General features: G+C 70.2%; 16 protein-coding genes and 1 other RNA gene. 10 read left to right on the forward strand and 7 right to left on the reverse strand.

Going from position 1 to position 16,201, the window contains the following annotated elements; translation table 11 throughout:
- Window positions 1-31: 31 nt before the first annotated feature.
- From NFU04_RS15580 to NFU04_RS15590, 3 genes are all read right to left on the reverse strand, one after another.
- Complete coding sequence (locus tag NFU04_RS15580) at window positions 32-664, reverse strand: 5-formyltetrahydrofolate cyclo-ligase (RefSeq protein ID WP_251310336.1); 633 nt, start codon at window positions 662-664, stop codon at window positions 32-34.
- A gap of 10 nt (window positions 665-674) precedes the next feature.
- A non-coding RNA gene (gene ssrS / locus NFU04_RS15585) (6S RNA) lies at window positions 675-859 on the reverse strand.
- Window positions 860-914: 55 nt separating this feature from the next.
- A complete protein-coding gene (locus NFU04_RS15590; protein WP_251310337.1) occupies window positions 915-1,214 on the reverse strand; it encodes a cell division protein ZapA in 300 nt (99 codons plus the stop codon).
- Between the two features lie 137 nt (window positions 1,215-1,351).
- Between NFU04_RS15590 and NFU04_RS15595 the strand changes: the two genes are divergently transcribed.
- The 3 genes from NFU04_RS15595 to ubiH all read left to right on the forward strand — a co-directional run bounded on the left by NFU04_RS15595 (window position 1,352) and on the right by ubiH (window position 4,605).
- On the forward strand, window positions 1,352-1,924 hold the full coding sequence (locus NFU04_RS15595; RefSeq protein WP_251310338.1) for a UPF0149 family protein: 573 nt from the start codon (window positions 1,352-1,354) through the stop codon (window positions 1,922-1,924).
- Between the two features lie 23 nt (window positions 1,925-1,947).
- Window positions 1,948-3,282: a Xaa-Pro aminopeptidase gene (gene pepP / locus NFU04_RS15600; RefSeq protein WP_251310339.1), complete on the forward strand. Its 1,335-nt coding sequence runs from the start codon at window positions 1,948-1,950 to the stop codon at window positions 3,280-3,282.
- Between the two features lie 90 nt (window positions 3,283-3,372).
- Window positions 3,373-4,605 (forward strand): 2-octaprenyl-6-methoxyphenyl hydroxylase, encoded by a 1,233-nt coding sequence (gene ubiH, locus NFU04_RS15605; RefSeq protein WP_251310340.1) that lies wholly within the window; start codon window positions 3,373-3,375, stop codon window positions 4,603-4,605.
- 245 nt (window positions 4,606-4,850) lie between these two features.
- On the opposite strand, the gene NFU04_RS15610 is transcribed toward ubiH, so the two are convergent.
- Complete coding sequence (locus NFU04_RS15610) at window positions 4,851-6,236, reverse strand: uracil-xanthine permease family protein (protein ID WP_251310341.1); 1,386 nt, start codon at window positions 6,234-6,236, stop codon at window positions 4,851-4,853.
- A gap of 243 nt (window positions 6,237-6,479) precedes the next feature.
- Here NFU04_RS15610 and NFU04_RS15615 point away from each other — a divergent pair, with 243 nt between their 5' ends.
- The gene (locus NFU04_RS15615; RefSeq protein WP_251310342.1) at window positions 6,480-7,700 is read left to right on the forward strand and encodes a UbiH/UbiF/VisC/COQ6 family ubiquinone biosynthesis hydroxylase; all 1,221 of its coding nucleotides are present in this window, start codon (window positions 6,480-6,482) and stop codon (window positions 7,698-7,700) included.
- A gap of 131 nt (window positions 7,701-7,831) precedes the next feature.
- On the opposite strand, the gene NFU04_RS15620 is transcribed toward NFU04_RS15615, so the two are convergent.
- The 3 genes from NFU04_RS15620 to gpmI all read right to left on the reverse strand — a co-directional run bounded on the left by NFU04_RS15620 (window position 7,832) and on the right by gpmI (window position 11,923).
- Window positions 7,832-9,115, reverse strand: coding sequence for a S41 family peptidase (locus tag NFU04_RS15620; protein WP_251310343.1), 1,284 nt, complete (start codon window positions 9,113-9,115; stop codon window positions 7,832-7,834).
- 82 nt (window positions 9,116-9,197) lie between these two features.
- Window positions 9,198-10,352 carry a murein hydrolase activator EnvC family protein gene (locus tag NFU04_RS15625; RefSeq protein WP_251310344.1) on the reverse strand — a complete coding sequence of 385 codons (1,155 nt, stop codon included), beginning with the start codon at window positions 10,350-10,352 and terminating at the stop codon, window positions 9,198-9,200.
- Complete coding sequence (gpmI, locus tag NFU04_RS15630) at window positions 10,349-11,923, reverse strand: 2,3-bisphosphoglycerate-independent phosphoglycerate mutase (protein ID WP_251310345.1); 1,575 nt, start codon at window positions 11,921-11,923, stop codon at window positions 10,349-10,351. Before gpmI ends, NFU04_RS15625 begins: the two co-directional genes overlap by 4 nt.
- A 257-nt stretch (window positions 11,924-12,180) precedes the next feature.
- On the opposite strand from gpmI, the gene NFU04_RS15635 reads away from it, so the two are divergent.
- The 6 genes from NFU04_RS15635 to NFU04_RS15660 form a co-directional block, all read left to right on the forward strand.
- The gene (locus NFU04_RS15635; RefSeq protein ID WP_251310346.1) at window positions 12,181-12,603 is read left to right on the forward strand and encodes a rhodanese-like domain-containing protein; all 423 of its coding nucleotides are present in this window, start codon (window positions 12,181-12,183) and stop codon (window positions 12,601-12,603) included.
- Between the two features lie 46 nt (window positions 12,604-12,649).
- Window positions 12,650-13,174: a protein-export chaperone SecB gene (gene secB, locus NFU04_RS15640; RefSeq protein ID WP_251310347.1), complete on the forward strand. Its 525-nt coding sequence runs from the start codon at window positions 12,650-12,652 to the stop codon at window positions 13,172-13,174.
- A 3-nt stretch (window positions 13,175-13,177) separates the two neighbouring features.
- The gene (locus NFU04_RS15645; protein WP_251310348.1) at window positions 13,178-13,906 is read left to right on the forward strand and encodes a 16S rRNA (uracil(1498)-N(3))-methyltransferase; all 729 of its coding nucleotides are present in this window, start codon (window positions 13,178-13,180) and stop codon (window positions 13,904-13,906) included.
- Between the two features lie 27 nt (window positions 13,907-13,933).
- On the forward strand, window positions 13,934-14,608 hold the full coding sequence (locus NFU04_RS15650; protein WP_251310349.1) for a CvfB family protein: 675 nt from the start codon (window positions 13,934-13,936) through the stop codon (window positions 14,606-14,608).
- 225 nt (window positions 14,609-14,833) lie between these two features.
- On the forward strand, window positions 14,834-15,793 hold the full coding sequence (gshB, locus tag NFU04_RS15655) for a glutathione synthase (RefSeq protein ID WP_251310350.1): 960 nt from the start codon (window positions 14,834-14,836) through the stop codon (window positions 15,791-15,793).
- Between the two features lie 30 nt (window positions 15,794-15,823).
- Window positions 15,824-16,201, forward strand: a 378-nt coding sequence (locus NFU04_RS15660; RefSeq protein ID WP_251310351.1) for a hypothetical protein, incomplete at its 3' end; no start/stop codon positions are given.

Below are 16,201 nucleotides of genomic sequence, written 5' to 3' on the forward strand. Positions count from 1 at the left end.
GGCTTGGGGCTTGGGGCTTGGGGCTTGGGGCTTAGGGGCGAATCACCTCTCGATCGCTGACGATGGCATCCAGAGGCACATCCCAGCTGGCGCTGGGCAGGGCCGCCACCCGCTGGCAGTCATGCGCCACGCCGATCAGCCGCGGGCGGGGGCCCGGGCCGCGGGTAAAGGCGAAGCTGCGGTCGTAGAAGCCGCCGCCCATGCCCAGGCGCTCGCCCCGGGGATCGAAGCCCACCAGGGGCAGCAGTACCAGGTCCAGGGCCCAGGCCGGCAGGCGCCGGGCGCGATGGGCGCCGTGACGGGTATCCGGCTCCGGAATGCCGAAGCGATTCTTCACCATGGGCGTGCCCGCGTGGTAGCGCACGAACCACAGGCAGTTCTCCGCCAGGGGGCGCAGCACGGGGAGATAGAGGCGACAGCCGCGGCGGCGTAGCCAGGAAATCAGGGGGGTGGGGTCGATCTCGCCATCGTTGGGCAGATAGAGGGCCAGGCGGCGCGCACGCTGCACTTCGGGCAAGGCACGCAGGCGACGACACAGGGCCTCGCTGGCCCGTTGCTGCTCGCGGGGCGTCAGGGTGCGGCGGCGACGGCGCAGCTCGCGACGCAGGGCATGGCGCTCGGCGGGGGATGCCGCTAGGGCCTCGAAGCGAGAAGTGTCTTCCATAAGCGGTAAGGTGTTCCCCAGAATGCCGCTGTCGTTCTGGCCCTTGAACCCAGCGGTTCAAGGTGGGTGGCCGCAGACGAGCCGTCAGGCTTTCCGACGCACGGACATGCACACGGGCCCGTCTAGCTGGTGGCCCCCTGGGTATTGCTCATAGGCTCGAGGGACTATAACGACTGGCGCACACCCCAGGGAACCTCTTTATCCTATCAGAGAGGGGGCACCCTCCCAAGGCGCGAATCGGTTTCCCGGCCTATTTCTCGTCGCCCGGACCCAGGGCCTGCTCCAGGCGGGCATGCAGCTGGCTCAGGCCGCGCTCCTGGTCCTTGCGCTCCTCCAACACCTGGAGCAGCTCGTGGGTGATATTGAGCGCCGCCATCACGGCGATCTTCTCGTTACCCAGGGTCTTGGCCTGGGCATGGATGCCATGCATGGCCCGGTCGAGGTAGCGGGCCGAGCGCAGCAGGGACTCCTGCTCGTCCGGGGGGCAGGCGATCACATAGCTGCGACCCAGCAGGGTGATCTCGGTGGTCGGGCGGGAGGCATCGGTCATGGGGGCTCCGGGGCAGGCCAGGGGGAGGCGCGATGCGTTACTATGAGTCGAGCCGCCACTATAAGAGAGCCCTTCGCAAGGGGTCAATGAACCCGGCTCGATGGCGGCCCCACCCACCATGACCCGGAACCTCTGGCATGTCCCTGATCAACGATCGTCTCGATTTCTCCACCGTCGCCGACCTCTTCCTGCTGCACGACAGCCTGCAGTCGCCGGCCTTCCTGGATGGCCGCCTGGCCGCCGCCCTGGCCTTGCATGACCTCGGCGCCGAGGCCTGGCTCGAGGAGGTGTGCCTGGCCCTGGGCGTGGAGCAGCCCCGGGACCCCGAGAGCGCCGAGCAGTTCCTGGCCTGGCGCCGCCAGGCCCTGGAGGCGCTGAGTGCCGCCGGTCTCGACTATGCCCCCCTGCTGCCCGATGAGCTCTTCTCCCTGGCCGAGCAGGCCCGGGGGCTCAAGGAGTGGACCCAGGGCTTCCTGGAAGTGCTGGCGGAGGTCGATGCCGACAAGCGTCAGGCCTGGTCCGACAACCTCAAGGAGGCGCTGGCCGACCTGGAAGTGCTGGCCGGGATGGATGCCGAGCTGGAGGAGAGCGCGGACAACGAGAACGACCTCTTCGCCCTCACCGAGCATGCCCGCATGGCCGCCATGCTGCTCTATACCGAGCAGCATCCGGGGCAGCCGCGGGTCGAACAGCCGCCCAAGGCGCACTGATTTCCGAACCTTCAGGAGTCATCATGAGTCGAGAGAGACTGCCCCGTCCGGCCCCCGTCGGCCTGGAAGAGTATCGCGCCCGGCGCCGCGCCCTGATGGACGCCCTGCCCCCGCGCAGCGCCGTGCTGCTGCCCGCCGCCGCGCTGGTGACTCGCAGCCGCGACAGCGACTTTCCCTTCCGCCAGGACAGCGATTTCCACTACCTGACCGGCTTCCCCGAACCGGACGCCCTGCTGCTGCTCCTGCCCGGGCGCGCCGAGGGCGAGTGCGTGCTTTTCTGTCAGGACCGCGACCCGACCATGGAGGCCTGGACCGGACGTCGCCAGGGGGCCGAGGGTGCCGTGAGACGTTACGGTATCGAGCAGGCCTTCGAGAATGGCGAGCGGGAGGCGCGCCTGGCCGCCCTGCTGGACGGTCGCGAGACGCTTTATCTGCCGCTGGATGATGAAGCCGCCCTGGCCCTGGCCGAGTCCCTGCGCGGCGAGCTGCTGGCCAAGCAGCGCCAGGGGGCCGTGGCGCCACGCGCCTTCGCCGACGTCAGTGCGCTGATTCACGAGCGGCGCCTGATCAAGAGCGAGGCGGAGCTGGCGCTGCTGCGCCATGCCGCCGAGATCTCGGCTCGGGCCCATCGCCGGGCCATGGCCCTGGCCGCCCCGGGACTGGCCGAATACCACCTCCAGGCGGAGCTGGAGCACGAGTTCCTGTGGCAGGGCGCCAGCGGTCCCGCCTACGCCTCCATCGTCGGCGGTGGCGCCAACGCCTGCGTGCTGCACTATATCGAGAACCGCGCCCCGCTTCGCGACGGTGACCTGGTGTTGATCGACGCCGGCGCCGAGTTCGATCTCTATGCCGGCGATATCACCCGCACCTTCCCGATCAACGGGCGCTTCTCGGCGCCCCAGCGGGCCCTCTACGAGGTGGTGCTGCGCGCCCAGGAGAGGGCCGTGGCGGCGGTGCGTCCCGGCGTCACCCTGGTGGAGCTCCACGACGGCGTGGTGCGCGACCTGACGGCGGGGCTGATCGCGCTGGGCCTGCTGGAGGGCGACCTGGACACCTGTATCGCCGAGCAGCGCTATCGTCGCTTCTATCTCCACTCCACCTCCCACTGGCTGGGGCTGGATGTCCATGACGTGGGCTCCTATCGCCGCGAGGGGCAGGCGCGCCCCCTGGAGCCCGGCATGGTGATCACCGTGGAACCGGGCCTCTATCTGCCCGACGAGGACGATATCCCCGAGGCCTATCGCGGTATCGGCATTCGTATCGAGGACGACGTGGCGGTGACCGCCGAGGGGCATGAGGTGCTCTCCGCCGGGGTGCCCAAGCGGGTCGAGGAAATCGAGGCCCTGATGGGTCAATGATTGACCATTCCGTAGGCTAGGTTTTCTTAGTTACGTAATTACGTTATGACGAGTCGCGGCCGCTATGGCCGCTCCATGGAGAGAGCCACGATGGAGACGCCCAGCCACAGCATAGACCAGGAGACGGGACGCCCCGTGGATATCGCCATCATCGGCGGTGGCCTGGTGGGCGCCAGCCTGGCCTGCGCCCTGGCCCCCCTGATTCGCCGCCATGACCTCCGGGTGGCGGTGATCGAGGCGGCCCCCCTGCCCTTGGCCGGCGAGTCGGAGTGGCAGCCCAGCTTCGACGCCCGGGCCAGTGCCATCGCCCAGGGCTCGCGGCTGCACTTCGAGCGGCTGGGCCTGTGGCAGGCCATGGCTCGGGAGGCGGAGCCGATTCGCCGCATTCATATCAGTGAGCGGGGCCGCCTGGGGGTGACGCGTCTCGCCGCCGAGGAGCTCGCGGAGGAGGCCCTGGGCTATGTGCTGCCCAATGCCTGGATGGGACGGGTGCTGCATCGGCGCCTGGCGGAGCTGCCGCTCACCTGGCACTGCCCGGCGCGGGTCGAGACGATAACGCCCAGCGCCACGGGCCATCGCCTGACCCTCGACGATGGCCAGTGCCTGGAGGCGGGACTGACCGTGCTGGCGGATGGGGGGCGCTCCGGGCTCAAGGAGCGCCTGGGCATCGAGAGTCGCGCCACCCCCTATGACCAGGTGGCCCTGATCGCCAACCTGGAGGTGAGTCGCCCCCACGGCGGCACCGCCTATGAGCGTTTCACCCCCCAGGGGCCCCTGGCCCTGCTGCCCCTCAAGGGCGGCCGCATGGAGCTGGTCTGGACCCATGCCGCGGGCAGCGAAGCCGAGACCCTGGGGCTCTCCGATCACGACTTCCTGTGGCGGCTGCAGCGCGCCTTCGGCGATCGGGCGGGACGCTTCCGGCGGGTCGGGAAGCGCCACAGCTACCCGCTCTCGCTGGTCACCGCCCGGGAGACGGTGCGCCCGGGCCTGGCGGTGCTGGGCAATGCCGCCCACGCTCTGCATCCGGTGGCCGGTCAGGGGTTCAACCTGGCGCTGCGCGGGGTGATCGACCTGGTGGAGGCGCTGGACGCCGGCCTGCCTCGGGGCGAGTCGCCGGGCAGCATGACGGTGCTCGGCGACTTCGAGTCGCGCCGCGACCGCGACCGGCATAATGTCATTCGCTTCAGCGATGGCCTGGTGCGGCTCTTCGGCATCGATCACCCGCTGCTCTCCCATGCCCGGGCGGCGGGGCTGATCGGCCTCAACCTCGCGGGGCCGCTGCGGCGTGCCCTGGCGCGGCGGGCCATGGGCCTGGAGCGCTGAGCTTTGTCTGAAAACTGCCTGCGCTCGCCCATACGGCGTTAAAAATCGGCTCAAAGTACTCATTTACACCGCGTAAACTCCGTCTTTTCGCCGATTTTTGCCTTGTCTGGACATCGCTCGCCGACTTTTCAGACAAAGCCTCAGGCACGTACACCCACCCCAGAAACGCCAGGGGCCCGGCAGTCATGCCGGGCCCCTGGCGTTCTGGGGTCGCGGGTAAGGGGCGGGCGGTGCCCGCCTCGGGCTTACTTCTCGGGGTTGGCCGGTTCCGCCGCCGCGGCGGTCTCGTCGGCCTCGGCGAGTTCGCGCTTGGGCTTGCCGGGCAGGATGGCATCCAGCAGCAGGGCCGCCAGGGCCGCCGGCACCAGGCCGGACTTGAGCAGCAGGCCGAGCTGGCCGGGCATGGTCTCGGCGATCTCCTTCACCGCCGGCAGGCCGATGCCCAGGCTCAGGGAGACGGCGATGATCAGCATGGCGCGCTGGTTCAGGTCGCACTCCTTGATGATCTTCAGGCCGGCGGAGGCGATCATGCCGAACATCACCACGCCGGCGCCGCCCAGGACGGCATGCGGCATGGCGGCGACCAGGCCGCCCAGTTTCGGGAACAGGCCCATGCAGATCAGCAGGATACCGCCGATGGTCACCACGTGACGGCTGACCACGCCGGTCAGGGTGATCAGGCCCACGTTCTGGGCATAGGCGGTGTTGGGCAGGGTGTTGAAGATGGCCGCGAAGGAGGTCGCCACGCCGTCGGCCATGACGCCGCCGGAGAGCTCGCGATCCTTGGCCATGCGGCCGGCGCCACCGATGGTGATGGCGGAGATATTACCGATGGTCTCCAGGCCCACCACGAACATGATCAGGGCCATGCCGATGATGGCGGTCAGGTGGAACTCCAGGCCGTACTGGAAGGGCTTGGGGAAGGAGAACCAGGCGGCGTCGGCGACGCTGGAGAAGTTCACCATGCCGAGTGCGATGGCGACCAGGTAGCCGCTGACCAGGCCCACCAGGATGGAGGCCGCCTTGAGGAAACCGCGGCCGAACTGGTGCACGGCGATGGTCACCACCAGCACGAACAGCGCCAGGCCCAGGTTGGTGGGGGAGGCGAAGTCGGGGCTGCCCACGCCGCCGGCGGCATACTTGAGGCCCACCGGCATCAGGGTGATGCCGATCAACAGCACCACGATGCCGGTGACCACCGGCGAGAACCAGTGGCGAATCTTCTTCAGGAAGGCCCCCAGCACCACCTGCAGCAGGCCGGCGATCAACGAGGCGCCGAGCACCGCGGCGAGGCCGAAGCTGCCGGCCAGGGGCAGGGCCACCGGCAGGAAGCCGAAGCTGGTGCCCTGGACGATGGGCAGGCGGGCGCCGATGGGGCCCATGCCGATGGTCTGGACCAGGGTGGCGATACCGGCCACGAAGAGGGCGACCTGGATCAGGAAGATCTGCTCGCCGGTGGTGGCGCCGATCACCCCGGCGATGATGATGGGCGGGGTCACGTTACCGGCGAACATCGCCATGATGTGCTGGATGCCCAGGGGGATCGCCTTGCCCAGCGGGGGCATGGCATCGGGGTCCTGATTGACGGTGCGGGATGGCCGGGGCTCGGCCTGGGTGGTGGCGTCGGTCATCTTGTGCCTCTCACGCGGTTGTTGTTGTACACACTCACTCCCTAAGGGGTGGATACTTTTTTATGTTGTTGTTGTACACAAAATAGTCATAAGCCGACCCGGGGTCTATCCCCGATTGGTCTCCTGATAGGGACTATTTCATTGCCGGCATAGCGTCACCGGCGTCCCGCCGTCAGGGGGCGCCTATCGACGCCGCTCATGCGACAATAGCCGGACGAGAATCCGGGAGTCGAGGAGGCGGCGATGCGGGCCGAGGTGCTGATCGTGGGAGGAGGCATGGTGGGGGCCACCCTGGCCGCCCTGCTGGGGGAGGCCGGCGTCGCCGTGACGGTGCTGGACGCCCGCCCCGCCCCCCTGGCAAAGAGCGAGGTGGCCGGCATGCCGCCGGGACGCCGGGTCAGCGCCATCACCCCGGTCTCCCAGCGGCTGCTGACCGGGCTCGGGGCCTGGGCGGCGATCCAGGCCCGCCGCGTGACTCCCTACACCGAGATGCGGGTCTGGGATGCGCAAGGCAGCGGCGAGATCGCCTTCGAGGCGGCCCAGGCCGGGGTGGCGGCGCTGGGGCATATCGTCGAGAACGACGTCGTCCTGGCGGCCCTGGAGGCGCGCCTGGCGGCCCTGCCCTGCGTGACCCAGCGCTTCGGGGCCGTGATCGAGGGGTATCGAGAGGGGGCCAACGGCTCTCGCCTGAGCCTGGCGACCGGCGAGACCCTCGAGGCGCCCCTGGTGGTGGCCGCCGATGGGGCGCGTTCGCGCCTGCGGACCCTGGCCGGTATCGCCGCCGAGCCCCGTGATACCGGCCAGGTGGCGGTGGTGACCACGGTGCGCACCGCCCTGCCCCATGGCGGCGTGGCCCGTCAGGTGTTCCTGCCCACCGGGCCCCTGGCCTTCCTGCCCCTGACCCTGGCGGGCGAGCCCCGCTACTGTTCCATCGTCTGGTCGACCACCCCCGAGGAGGCCGAGCGACTGGTCGCCCTGCCGCGGGCCGCCCTGGGCGAGGCCCTGGAAGCGGCCTTCGAGGGGCGCCTGGGCGCGGTGGACGTCATCGATGATGCCCTCGCCGTGCCCCTGGTGCAGCGCCATGCCGAACGCTATGTGGGGCCCGGCCTGGCGCTGATCGGCGATGCCGCCCATAGCATTCACCCCCTGGCGGGCCAGGGGGTGAATCTGGGGTTGATGGATGCGGCGGTGCTGGCGGAGGAGCTGCTGGCCGCCCGGCGGCGCGGTATCGCCCTGGGCAACGCGCGGATCCTGGCGCGTTATGCGCGGCGGCGCCGCGGCGACAACGCCGCCATGCTGGCGCTGATGGACGGCTTCCGGCTGCTGTTCGGGGCGACGCACCCGACCCTGACCCTGGCCCGTAACCTGGGGCTCTCCGGGGTCGATCGGGCCACGCCGCTCAAGCGCCTGCTGATGCGGCAGGCCATCGGTGAAAGAGGCCGCCTGCCCCTGAGCTGCCGCTAAGGCGTCAATCGCCTACGGGGTGGGAGCTGTCACCGGGGGGGGTAAGAGCCTGCTTTAGCTTTAGCAGGCGATTTTGAGGCCATCGCCGAAACGTCGGGCCGCGGCTAAAGCCAGCTCCTATTTTATCCAGCCTACCCCGCGGCGGCGGGGCGCTGACCGATCACCTTGAGGGCCTTGAGCAGGTTCAGGGCCTCGGCCAACTGGTAATCTTCCTGCAGCCACTCGCTCATCGCCTCGCTGCGCTCCCGGGCCTCGCCGCGTCGGCCCAGGTGCCCCTCCAGGTCCGCCTCGCGCAGCTGGCGGCTGCCCTCCGCCAGCTCCAGGCGGCCCCGGGCCACCGTCACGTCGGGGCTGATGCCCAGGGCCTGAATAGAGCGCCCGCTAGGGGTGTAGTAGAGGGCGGTGGTCAGCTTGAGGCCCTCGCCGTTACCCAGCGGCATGATCTGCTGTACCGACCCCTTGCCGAAGCTCTCGGTGCCCATCACCACGGCGCGGCGCTGATCCTGGAGGGCGCCGGCGACGATCTCCGCCGCCGAGGCGCTGCCGCCGTTGATCAGCACCACCAGGGGCACCTCGGCGGCGTGCTGGCGGGGGGTGGCATTGAAGCGCAGCTCGCTGTTCGGCAGGCGGCCCTCTGTGTAGACGATCAGCCCCTCTTCCAGGAAGGCGTCCGCCACCGCCACCGCGGCCTGCAGCACGCCACCGGGGTTGTTGCGCAGGTCCAGCACCAGCCCGTCCAGGGGACCCTCGGCCTCCAGCTCGCTCAGCGCCTCCTCCAGCTGTTCGCCGGTGCGACTCTGGAACTGGCTGATGCGCAGGTAGCCGTAGCCGGGCTCCAGCAGGTCGCTGCGCACGCTTTCGGTACGGATGATCTCCCGGCTCAGGATGATGGTGCGCGGCGTCTCCTCGCCGCGACGCAGCAGCGTCAGCTCCAGGTCGGTGCCCGGCTCGCCGCGCATCAGATTGACCGCCTCCTGCAGCGACAGGCCCTCGGTGGCGGTCTCCTCGATGCGCAGGATGGCGTCCCTGGGTTGCAGGCCGGCCCGCGCCGCGGGGGTGTCGTCGATGGGGGCGATCACCGTCAGCTGGCCGTTCTCCAGCCCCACCTCGATACCGATGCCGCCGAACTCCCCCTGGGTCGATTCCTGGAGGCTGTCGAAGGCCTCCTCGTCCAGATAGCCGGAGTGGGGGTCGAGCTCGCCGAGCATGCCGCGCATGGCATTGCGCAGCAGGGTGGCGTCGTCCACCTCCTCCACATAGGCGCGCTTGATGCGCTCGAAGACCTCGGCGAAGGTCTGGATCTCGTCCAGAGGCAGGGTCTCCGCGGGCTCCTGTGCCGGGGCCGACAGCGGCAGGGTCGCCAGGGCCAGGGAGGCGAGGCCGACGCCCAGGGGGCGAGGAAGGGTGATGGACATGCAGTCTCCCGTAGGGGGCTAATTGAGTGACCGGCTGAGCTTCAGGATAGCGCCGAGGTGGGGCCCGGCGCCATAGGCGGCGTCAGCGCCGGGCGATCCAGCCCTGGGGGTCGATGGGGGCGCCGCCGCGGCGCACCTCGAAATAAAGCGCCGGCCGGCCGCGTCCGCCGCTGGCGCCCACGGCGCCGATGCGGGTGCCGCGCTCCACGGCGGCGCCCACGCCGATATCGAAGCGTTGCAGGTGGGCATGCAGGGTCATGATCTGGTCGCCGTGATCGATGATCAGTAGGTTGCCGAAGCCGCGCATCCAGTCGGCGAAGACCACCCGCCCCGCATGCACCGCCTCCACCGGGGTGCCCTCGGCGGCCTGGATCAGGATGCCGTCGCGGTGGACCCCCTCGCCACGGCCGAAGCGCGAGGCGAGGGCGCCCTGTACCGGCCAGGGCAGGTCGCCGCGGGTCTGGGCGATGGCGGTGGAGGGCGGTGGTCGCTGCAGTCGTGCCAGCTCTTCCTGGACCTGGCGCAGCATCCGCTCGGCATGGGCGCGATCCTGGTTGAGGTCCGCCAGGCGCGCCTGCTCGCTGGCGTAGCGGGCATCGAGCTCGGCCACCAGGGCCTGGCGCTCGCGGCCCTGCTCGGCCAGCTCGGCGCCACGCGCCTCCAGGGCGGCCTGGTTGGCGGCCAGGGCGTCGGCGCGCTCGTCCAGGGCCTGGCGGTTGGCGGCCAGGCGCGCATTCAGTTCGGCCAGCTCGTCCAGGCGGGCGTTGCGCGCCCGGGTCAGGTGATTGAGATAGGTCTGCAGGCGATCCAGGCGCGCCGGTTCCTCCTGGTTGAGCAGCAGCTTGAGCTGGGGCGTTCGACCGAGGCGATAGAGGGCGTCGAGCTGGGTGGCCAGGGCCGCCTCCAGCTCGGCGCGCTCCGCCTCCAGGGCCTCGCGCTGGCGCGCCAGGTCGTAGACCTCGTCGTCGAGGCGCCGTCGCTCGGCCTGGAGTTCGTCCAGGCGGCGGTGGGTCTCGGCGAGGTCGGTCTCCACCCGGCGCAGGGCCTGGTCGGCGTCGTCCCGGGCGCTGCGGGTGCCTTCCAGGCGCCGGTTCAGCGCCTGGATCTCGCCGCCGATGGCGTCCAGGCGCTCCTGCGCCTGGCGCTCGTCGGGCTGGGCCGCCAGGGGCGCGACCCAGCCCAGCAGCAGGGCGAGACTCAGGGCGCCGCCCAGCGCGCCGGCGAGGCGATGCCTCACGGGAGGTCGATCAGCACCCGACCGGTCATCTCCGGCGGGATCGCCTCGCCCATCATGGTCAGCAGGGTCGGGGCGATATCGCACAGCCGGCCGCCGTCGTGCAGCCGGGCCTGGCGACGGGTGACATAGACCAGCGGCACGGCGAAGGTGGTATGGGCGGTCTGGGGGGCGCCGGTGTCCGGGTTGGTCATCTGCTCGGCGTTGCCGTGGTCGGCGGTGATCAGGCACTCGCCGCCGGCCCGCTCGATGGCCTCCACCACCCGGCCGACGCAGGCGTCCACCGCCTCGATGGCCTGGACCGCGGCGTCGAACTTGCCGGTGTGGCCGACCATGTCGCCGTTGGCGTAGTTGCAGACGATCAGGTCGTAGGCACCGGAGTCGATGGCCTCCACCAGCCGGTCGGTGACCTCCGGGGCGCTCATTTCCGGCTTCTCGTCGTAGGTCTTCACCTCCTGGGGCGAGGGCACCAGCACCCGGGTCTCGCCGGGGTACTCCGCCTCCTCGCCGCCGGAGAAGAAGAAGGTCACGTGGGCGTACTTCTCGGTCTCGGCGATGCGCAGCTGGGTCTTGCCGCGACTGGCCATCACCTCGCCCAGGGTGTTGCGCAGCTCCTCCGGGGGGAAGGCGGCGGGGGCGGGAATATCGGCGGCGTACTGGGTCAGCATCACCAGGCCGTCGGCGGCCAGCCGCGGGTGGGCGCGGCGCGCGAAGCCGGCGAAATCGGGCTCGACGAAGGCGCGGGTCAGCTCCCGGGCGCGGTCGGCGCGGAAATTCATGAAGATGGCCGCGTCGCCGTCTTGCATGGCGATGGCCTGACCCGCCGGGCGCACGCTGGTGGCGGCCACGAATTCATCGCTCTCGCCGCGCTCGTAGGCGGCGACCAGGCCGGCCTCGGCGCTGTCCACCACCTGCTCGCCCTCGGCCTCGGTGATCAGGCGATAGGCCTTCTCGACCCGGTCCCAGCGGTTGTCGCGATCCATGGCGTAGTAACGGCCGATCAGCGAGGCGACGAAGCCGTGGTCGGCGCCCACCAGCTCGGCGAGGCGGGCGTTGGTGCGCTCGATGGAGGGGCCGGCGCTCTTGGGCGGCATGTCGCGGCCATCGAGGAAGGCGTGCACATAGATGCGCTCGACGCCGCGCTCGGCGGCCAGGGCGGCCATGGCCAGGATATGCTCCTCATGGCTGTGCACGCCCCCCGGGGAGAGCAGGCCCAGCAGGTGCAGCGCCTTGCCGGCCTCGGCGGCGGCATCGATGGGCGCGGTCAGCACCGGGTTGGCGGCCAGCTCGCCGTCCTCGATGGCCTTGGTGATGCGGGTGAAGTCCTGGTAGACGATGCGTCCGGCCCCCAGGTTCATGTGCCCCACCTCGGAGTTGCCCATCTGGCCCTCCGGCAGGCCCACGAACTTGCCGTCGGTGTGGATCAGCGCATGGGGGTAGTCGCGTCGCAGGCGGTCCATCACCGGGGTCTTGGCGGCGGCGATGGCGTTGTCCTGGGCGTCGTCGTTATGGCCGTAGCCATCGAGAATGATCAGCGCCACCGGGCGCGGGGCGGCTGCATTGGCATCAGACATGAAGATTGGCCTCGTTGTGTCAGCGTCGAAGACTCCGCCGGCGGCGGGGTCGCGACTCACGGCTCCTTGGGGCATCATATCGCACCGCCCACCGGGCCGTCAGCTTGGGGGCGTGCGGCCTGCCCCGGGACAGCCGCGGCCGAGGCGGGCCAGACGCTCGCCGGTGGCTTGTGTATACTGTGCCGGCTCGGCGGCGTGGTGCAGCCACGGTGCCTGCACCATACCTCGGAGTCACCCAACGAGAGCTACCGGAAGCCATGATCGACCAGCTGTTTGAATTCGTCGCTAATCACCCGCTGCTGGTGGGTGCCTTCGTCCTGGTACTGTTGGCCTGGATCGCCTACGAGATCCGCAACAGCAGTGCGGGTGGCGTCACCTCCAGTCAGGCCACCCAGCTGATCAATCGCGAGGACGCGGTGGTGGTCGATATTCGCGAGGCGGGAGAGTTCAAGGCCGGCCATATCGCCGGGGCCCGCCATATTCCCCAGAGCAAGCTCGAATCGCGCCTCAACGAGCTGGAGAAGCTCAAGGAGACGCCGGTCATCGTGGTCTGCAAGCATGGCCAGGCCGCCGGCCTCGCCGTGGCCAAGCTGACCAAGGCCGGCTTCACCCGCCCCCTCAAGCTCAAGGGCGGCATGCTCCAGTGGCAGAGCGACGGCCTGCCGGTGGTCAAGAAGTAACCCACGACCCTCTTTTTTTATCCCAACGTCGGCAAGGAATCCCAGCATGGCGGAAGACAACAACCAGAGCGCAGGCGGCAACGACCAGGCCGCCGGCCAGCAGAACCAGCAGCAGCTGCAGTTCGCCCTGCAGCGCATCTACGTCAAGGACATCTCCTTCGAGGCCCCCAACTCTCCGGCGGTGTTCCAGCAGCCCTTCAAGCCCAAGGTCAGCCTGGACCTCAACACCTCCAACCAGCAGGTGGGCGACGGCCTCTATGAGGTGGTGGTCAAGGTCACCGCCCAGGTCGCCCATGCCGAGAGCGGCAATACCTCCTTCCTGGTGGAAGTGGAGCAGGCCGGCCTGTTCCGCATCGGCGGTATCGAGGGCGAGCGCCTGGAGCACACCCTGGGCGCCTTCTGCCCCAATGTGCTCTTCCCCTACGCCCGGGAGTGCATCGACAACCTGGTCAATCGTGGCGGCTTCCCGCCGCTGATGCTGGCCCCGGTCAACTTCGAGGCGCTCTATCTGCAGAAGAAGCAGCGCGCCGCCGAAGGGGCCGCCCAGCAGAGCGGCGAGACCACCCAGTAAGCCATGGGTCAGCCGCGCATTCATGTCGCCGCCGGGTTCGCCCCCGGCGGCGACCTCGTTCTGCCGGAGGGGCCGGCGCGCCACCTGGCCCTGGTGCTGCGCCTGCGCGAAGGCGCCGCCGTGACCCTCTTCGACGGCCAGGGCCGGGAGGCCGAGGCGCGGATCATCGAGGCGGGCCGCAAGCGGGTCGTGGTGCGTATCGAGGCGGTCGCCGAGGGGCGCGGCGAGTCACCCCTGGCGGTCCACCTGGGCCAGGCGATCTCCAAGGGCGAGCGCATGGACTACGCCATCCAGAAGGCGGTGGAGCTGGGGGTGGCGGCCATTACCCCGCTCTATACCGAGCACGGCGACGTGCGCCTCAAGGGCGATCGGGCCGCCAAGAAGCTCGCCCACTGGCAGGCGGTGGCTGCCAGCGCCTGCGAGCAGTGCGGCCGCGCCGTGGTGCCGCCGGTGCATCCGCCGCTGGCCCTGGCCGACTGGCTGGCCGGGCGCGACGAGGCCCTGCGTCTGGTGCTGCACCCCGCTACATCGGGGGCCCTGGAGGCGCGTGAGGCCCCCGCCGATGCGGCCCTGCTGATCGGCCCCGAGGGCGGGCTCGCCGAGGCGGAGGTCGCCGCCGCCCGGGCGGCCGGCTTCCTGCCGCTCTCCCTCGGCCCGCGTATCCTGCGCACCGAGACCGCGCCGGTGGTGGCGCTATCCTTGTTGCAGTACCGCTTCGGCGACTTCGCCTGATCCCTCACCGTCATCCTGGAAGCCACCATGTCCCGATCTCCCCAAGCCACACCCCCCGCCCATGTCGGCGAGGTCGCCTACCTTCGGGTGGCAGCGGTCAACGCCACCGGCGTCTTCCTCGACTGGGGCCAGCCCAAGGAACTGCTGCTGCCCTACCCGGAGCAGCGCTTTCGCCCCGAGGTGGGCAAGCGGGTGCTGGTGTGCATCTACGAGGATGACCGGGGGCGGCCGGTGGCCTCCCAGCGCCTCGACAAGCACCTCCGGGACGAGGCCCGGGGCCTGGCCGCCGGCGACGAGGTGATCCTGGTGATCGCCGATCGCACCGACCTGGGCTTCAAGGTGGCGGTGAATCACCGCTTCTGGGGCCTGCTCTATCAGGACGAGGTGAGCCGGCCGCTGCGCCGCGGCCAGCGCCTGACCGGCTATATCAAGCGAGTCCGCGAGGATGGCCGCCTCGATCTCTCGCTGTTGCCGCCGGGGCCGGCGCGCCTCGACGTGGTCGGCGACCAGGTGCTCGCCGCCCTTCGCCAGGCCGGTGGCTACCTGATGCTCTCCGACAAGAGCGACCCCGCCGAGATCAAGGCGCGGCTGGGGATCAGCAAGAACGCCTACAAGCAGGCCATCGGCCGCCTCTACAAGCAGCGCCGCATCCTGATCGAAGAGGGCGGCATTCGCCTGGTGCCCGAGGGCGATAGCGCGTAGGTCGGATAAACGAGCCGCAGGCGAGAGCATCCGGCACCGCGGCCTTCGACGGGACGATCGCTCGTCGGGTGCGCTCGCCATGGCTCACTTACCCGACCTACACCGCTAAGGGGTGCCGGGGGCACAGGGCGCCCCGTCGGCCGGTGACGATACCCCCGCCTTGGTCTTCCCCGGGCCGCTGCGGCATACTGCGCCCATCACTCCGCGTCCAGGACACCCGACTCGATGAGCGCACTCCGCATTGGCGTGGTGATGGATCCCATCGCCGAACTCACCTTCAAGAAAGACACCACCCTGGCCATGCTGTGGGCCGCCCAGGCGCGAGGCGCCTCGCTCTTCTACCTGGAGCAGGAGGACCTCTTCCTGCGCGAGGGGCGCGCCTTCGGCCGGCTGCGCCCGCTGACCGCCCATCGCGACCCCGAGCACTGGTACGACCTGGGCGAGGTCGAGGCCCGGCCCCTGGCGGAGCTCGATGTCATCCTGATGCGCAAGGACCCGCCGGTGGACGCCCACTTCCTCAACGCCGTGCACCTGCTGGGGTTCGCCGAGCGCGAGGGCGTGCTGGTGGTCAACCCCACCCGGGCCCTGCTGGAGTGCAACGAGAAACTCTTCGCCCAGCAGTTCCCCCAGTGCTGCACGCCGACCCTGGTCTCCTGCAACGAGGCCGAGCTGCGCGCCTTCCACGCCGAACACCGGGATGTGATCCTCAAGCCCCTGGATGGCATGGGCGGCAGCGGCATCTTCCATGTGCAGCCCGAGGGTCGCAACCTGGGCGCCATCATCGAGATGCTCACCGAGCGGGGCCGCCAGCAGATCATGGCCCAGCGCTATATCCCCGAGATCCGTGACGGCGACACCCGCATCCTGCTGGTGGACGGCGAGCCGGTGCCCTATGGCCTGGCCCGGGTGCCCATGGCCGGCGAGACCCGCGGCAACCTGGCCGCCGGCGGCACCGGCGTCAGCCGCGAGCTGACCGAGCGGGATCACTGGCTGATCCAGCAGGTGCAGCCCATGATTCGTGACAAGGGGCTGATGTTCGTGGGGCTCGACGTGATCGGCGACTACATCACCGAGATCAATGTCACCAGCCCTACCTGCGTGCGCGAGATCGATGACCAGCGCGGCACCGATATCGCCGGCTTGCTGATGGATGCCATCGAGCGCTGCCTGGCCAGCCGCGACTAGCCCGCCGGTCCGAGGCCCCAGGAGGGGAGCATGGCGCAGCCGATCAATGACGCCCTCGTCTATGCCCCGGTCACCCACCCCTATCGGCGCTGGGTGGCCTGGGCCCTGGCGATCCTGCTGCACCTGGCGCTGATCGGTGCCGTGGCCAGCTGGCGCCTGGCGCCGCCGTCCCAGGAATCCCCACCCCGCCCCAGCCTCGATGTGGTGCTGGTGGGCGTGGCCGGCGAGGCGCCGGAAGAGGTCGAGGCCATCGCCGCGGCGGCCCAGCAGGCTCGGGGGCGCGATGCCGAGCCCGCCCCCCGGGCCCGGGCCGAGGCCGCCGCGGCCAGTGCCAGCGCCGGCGGCGCCGCGCGTGCCGCGCCGGCCCCCGAGACGCTGAGCGGCGCGGCCCCGGACGCGGCCCCCGCC

Source organism: Halomonas sp. NCCP-2165 (assembly GCF_023708045.1).
Lineage (GTDB): Bacteria > Pseudomonadota > Gammaproteobacteria > Pseudomonadales > Halomonadaceae > Bisbaumannia > Bisbaumannia pacifica.

Excerpts from the sequence above, each read along its gene's own strand:
- NFU04_RS15650 (WP_251310349.1), top strand. The coding sequence starts at position 13,934 with ATGTCCCGATCTCCCCAAGCCACACCCCCCGCCCATGTCGGCGAGGTC.
- gshB (WP_251310350.1), top strand. The coding sequence starts at position 14,834 with ATGAGCGCACTCCGCATTGGCGTGGTGATGGATCCCATCGCCGAACTC.
- NFU04_RS15645 (WP_251310348.1), top strand. The coding sequence starts at position 13,178 with ATGGGTCAGCCGCGCATTCATGTCGCCGCCGGGTTCGCCCCCGGCGGC.
- secB (WP_251310347.1), top strand. The coding sequence starts at position 12,650 with ATGGCGGAAGACAACAACCAGAGCGCAGGCGGCAACGACCAGGCCGCC.
- gpmI (WP_251310345.1), bottom strand. The coding sequence starts at position 11,923 with ATGTCTGATGCCAATGCAGCCGCCCCGCGCCCGGTGGCGCTGATCATT.
- NFU04_RS15590 (WP_251310337.1), bottom strand. The coding sequence starts at position 1,214 with ATGACCGATGCCTCCCGCCCGACCACCGAGATCACCCTGCTGGGTCGC.
- NFU04_RS15580 (WP_251310336.1), bottom strand. The coding sequence starts at position 664 with ATGGAAGACACTTCTCGCTTCGAGGCCCTAGCGGCATCCCCCGCCGAG.
- ubiH (WP_251310340.1), top strand. The coding sequence starts at position 3,373 with ATGGAGACGCCCAGCCACAGCATAGACCAGGAGACGGGACGCCCCGTG.
- NFU04_RS15620 (WP_251310343.1), bottom strand. The coding sequence starts at position 9,115 with ATGTCCATCACCCTTCCTCGCCCCCTGGGCGTCGGCCTCGCCTCCCTG.
- pepP (WP_251310339.1), top strand. The coding sequence starts at position 1,948 with ATGAGTCGAGAGAGACTGCCCCGTCCGGCCCCCGTCGGCCTGGAAGAG.
- NFU04_RS15610 (WP_251310341.1), bottom strand. The coding sequence starts at position 6,236 with ATGACCGACGCCACCACCCAGGCCGAGCCCCGGCCATCCCGCACCGTC.
- NFU04_RS15635 (WP_251310346.1), top strand. The coding sequence starts at position 12,181 with ATGATCGACCAGCTGTTTGAATTCGTCGCTAATCACCCGCTGCTGGTG.
- NFU04_RS15615 (WP_251310342.1), top strand. The coding sequence starts at position 6,480 with ATGCGGGCCGAGGTGCTGATCGTGGGAGGAGGCATGGTGGGGGCCACC.
- NFU04_RS15595 (WP_251310338.1), top strand. The coding sequence starts at position 1,352 with ATGTCCCTGATCAACGATCGTCTCGATTTCTCCACCGTCGCCGACCTC.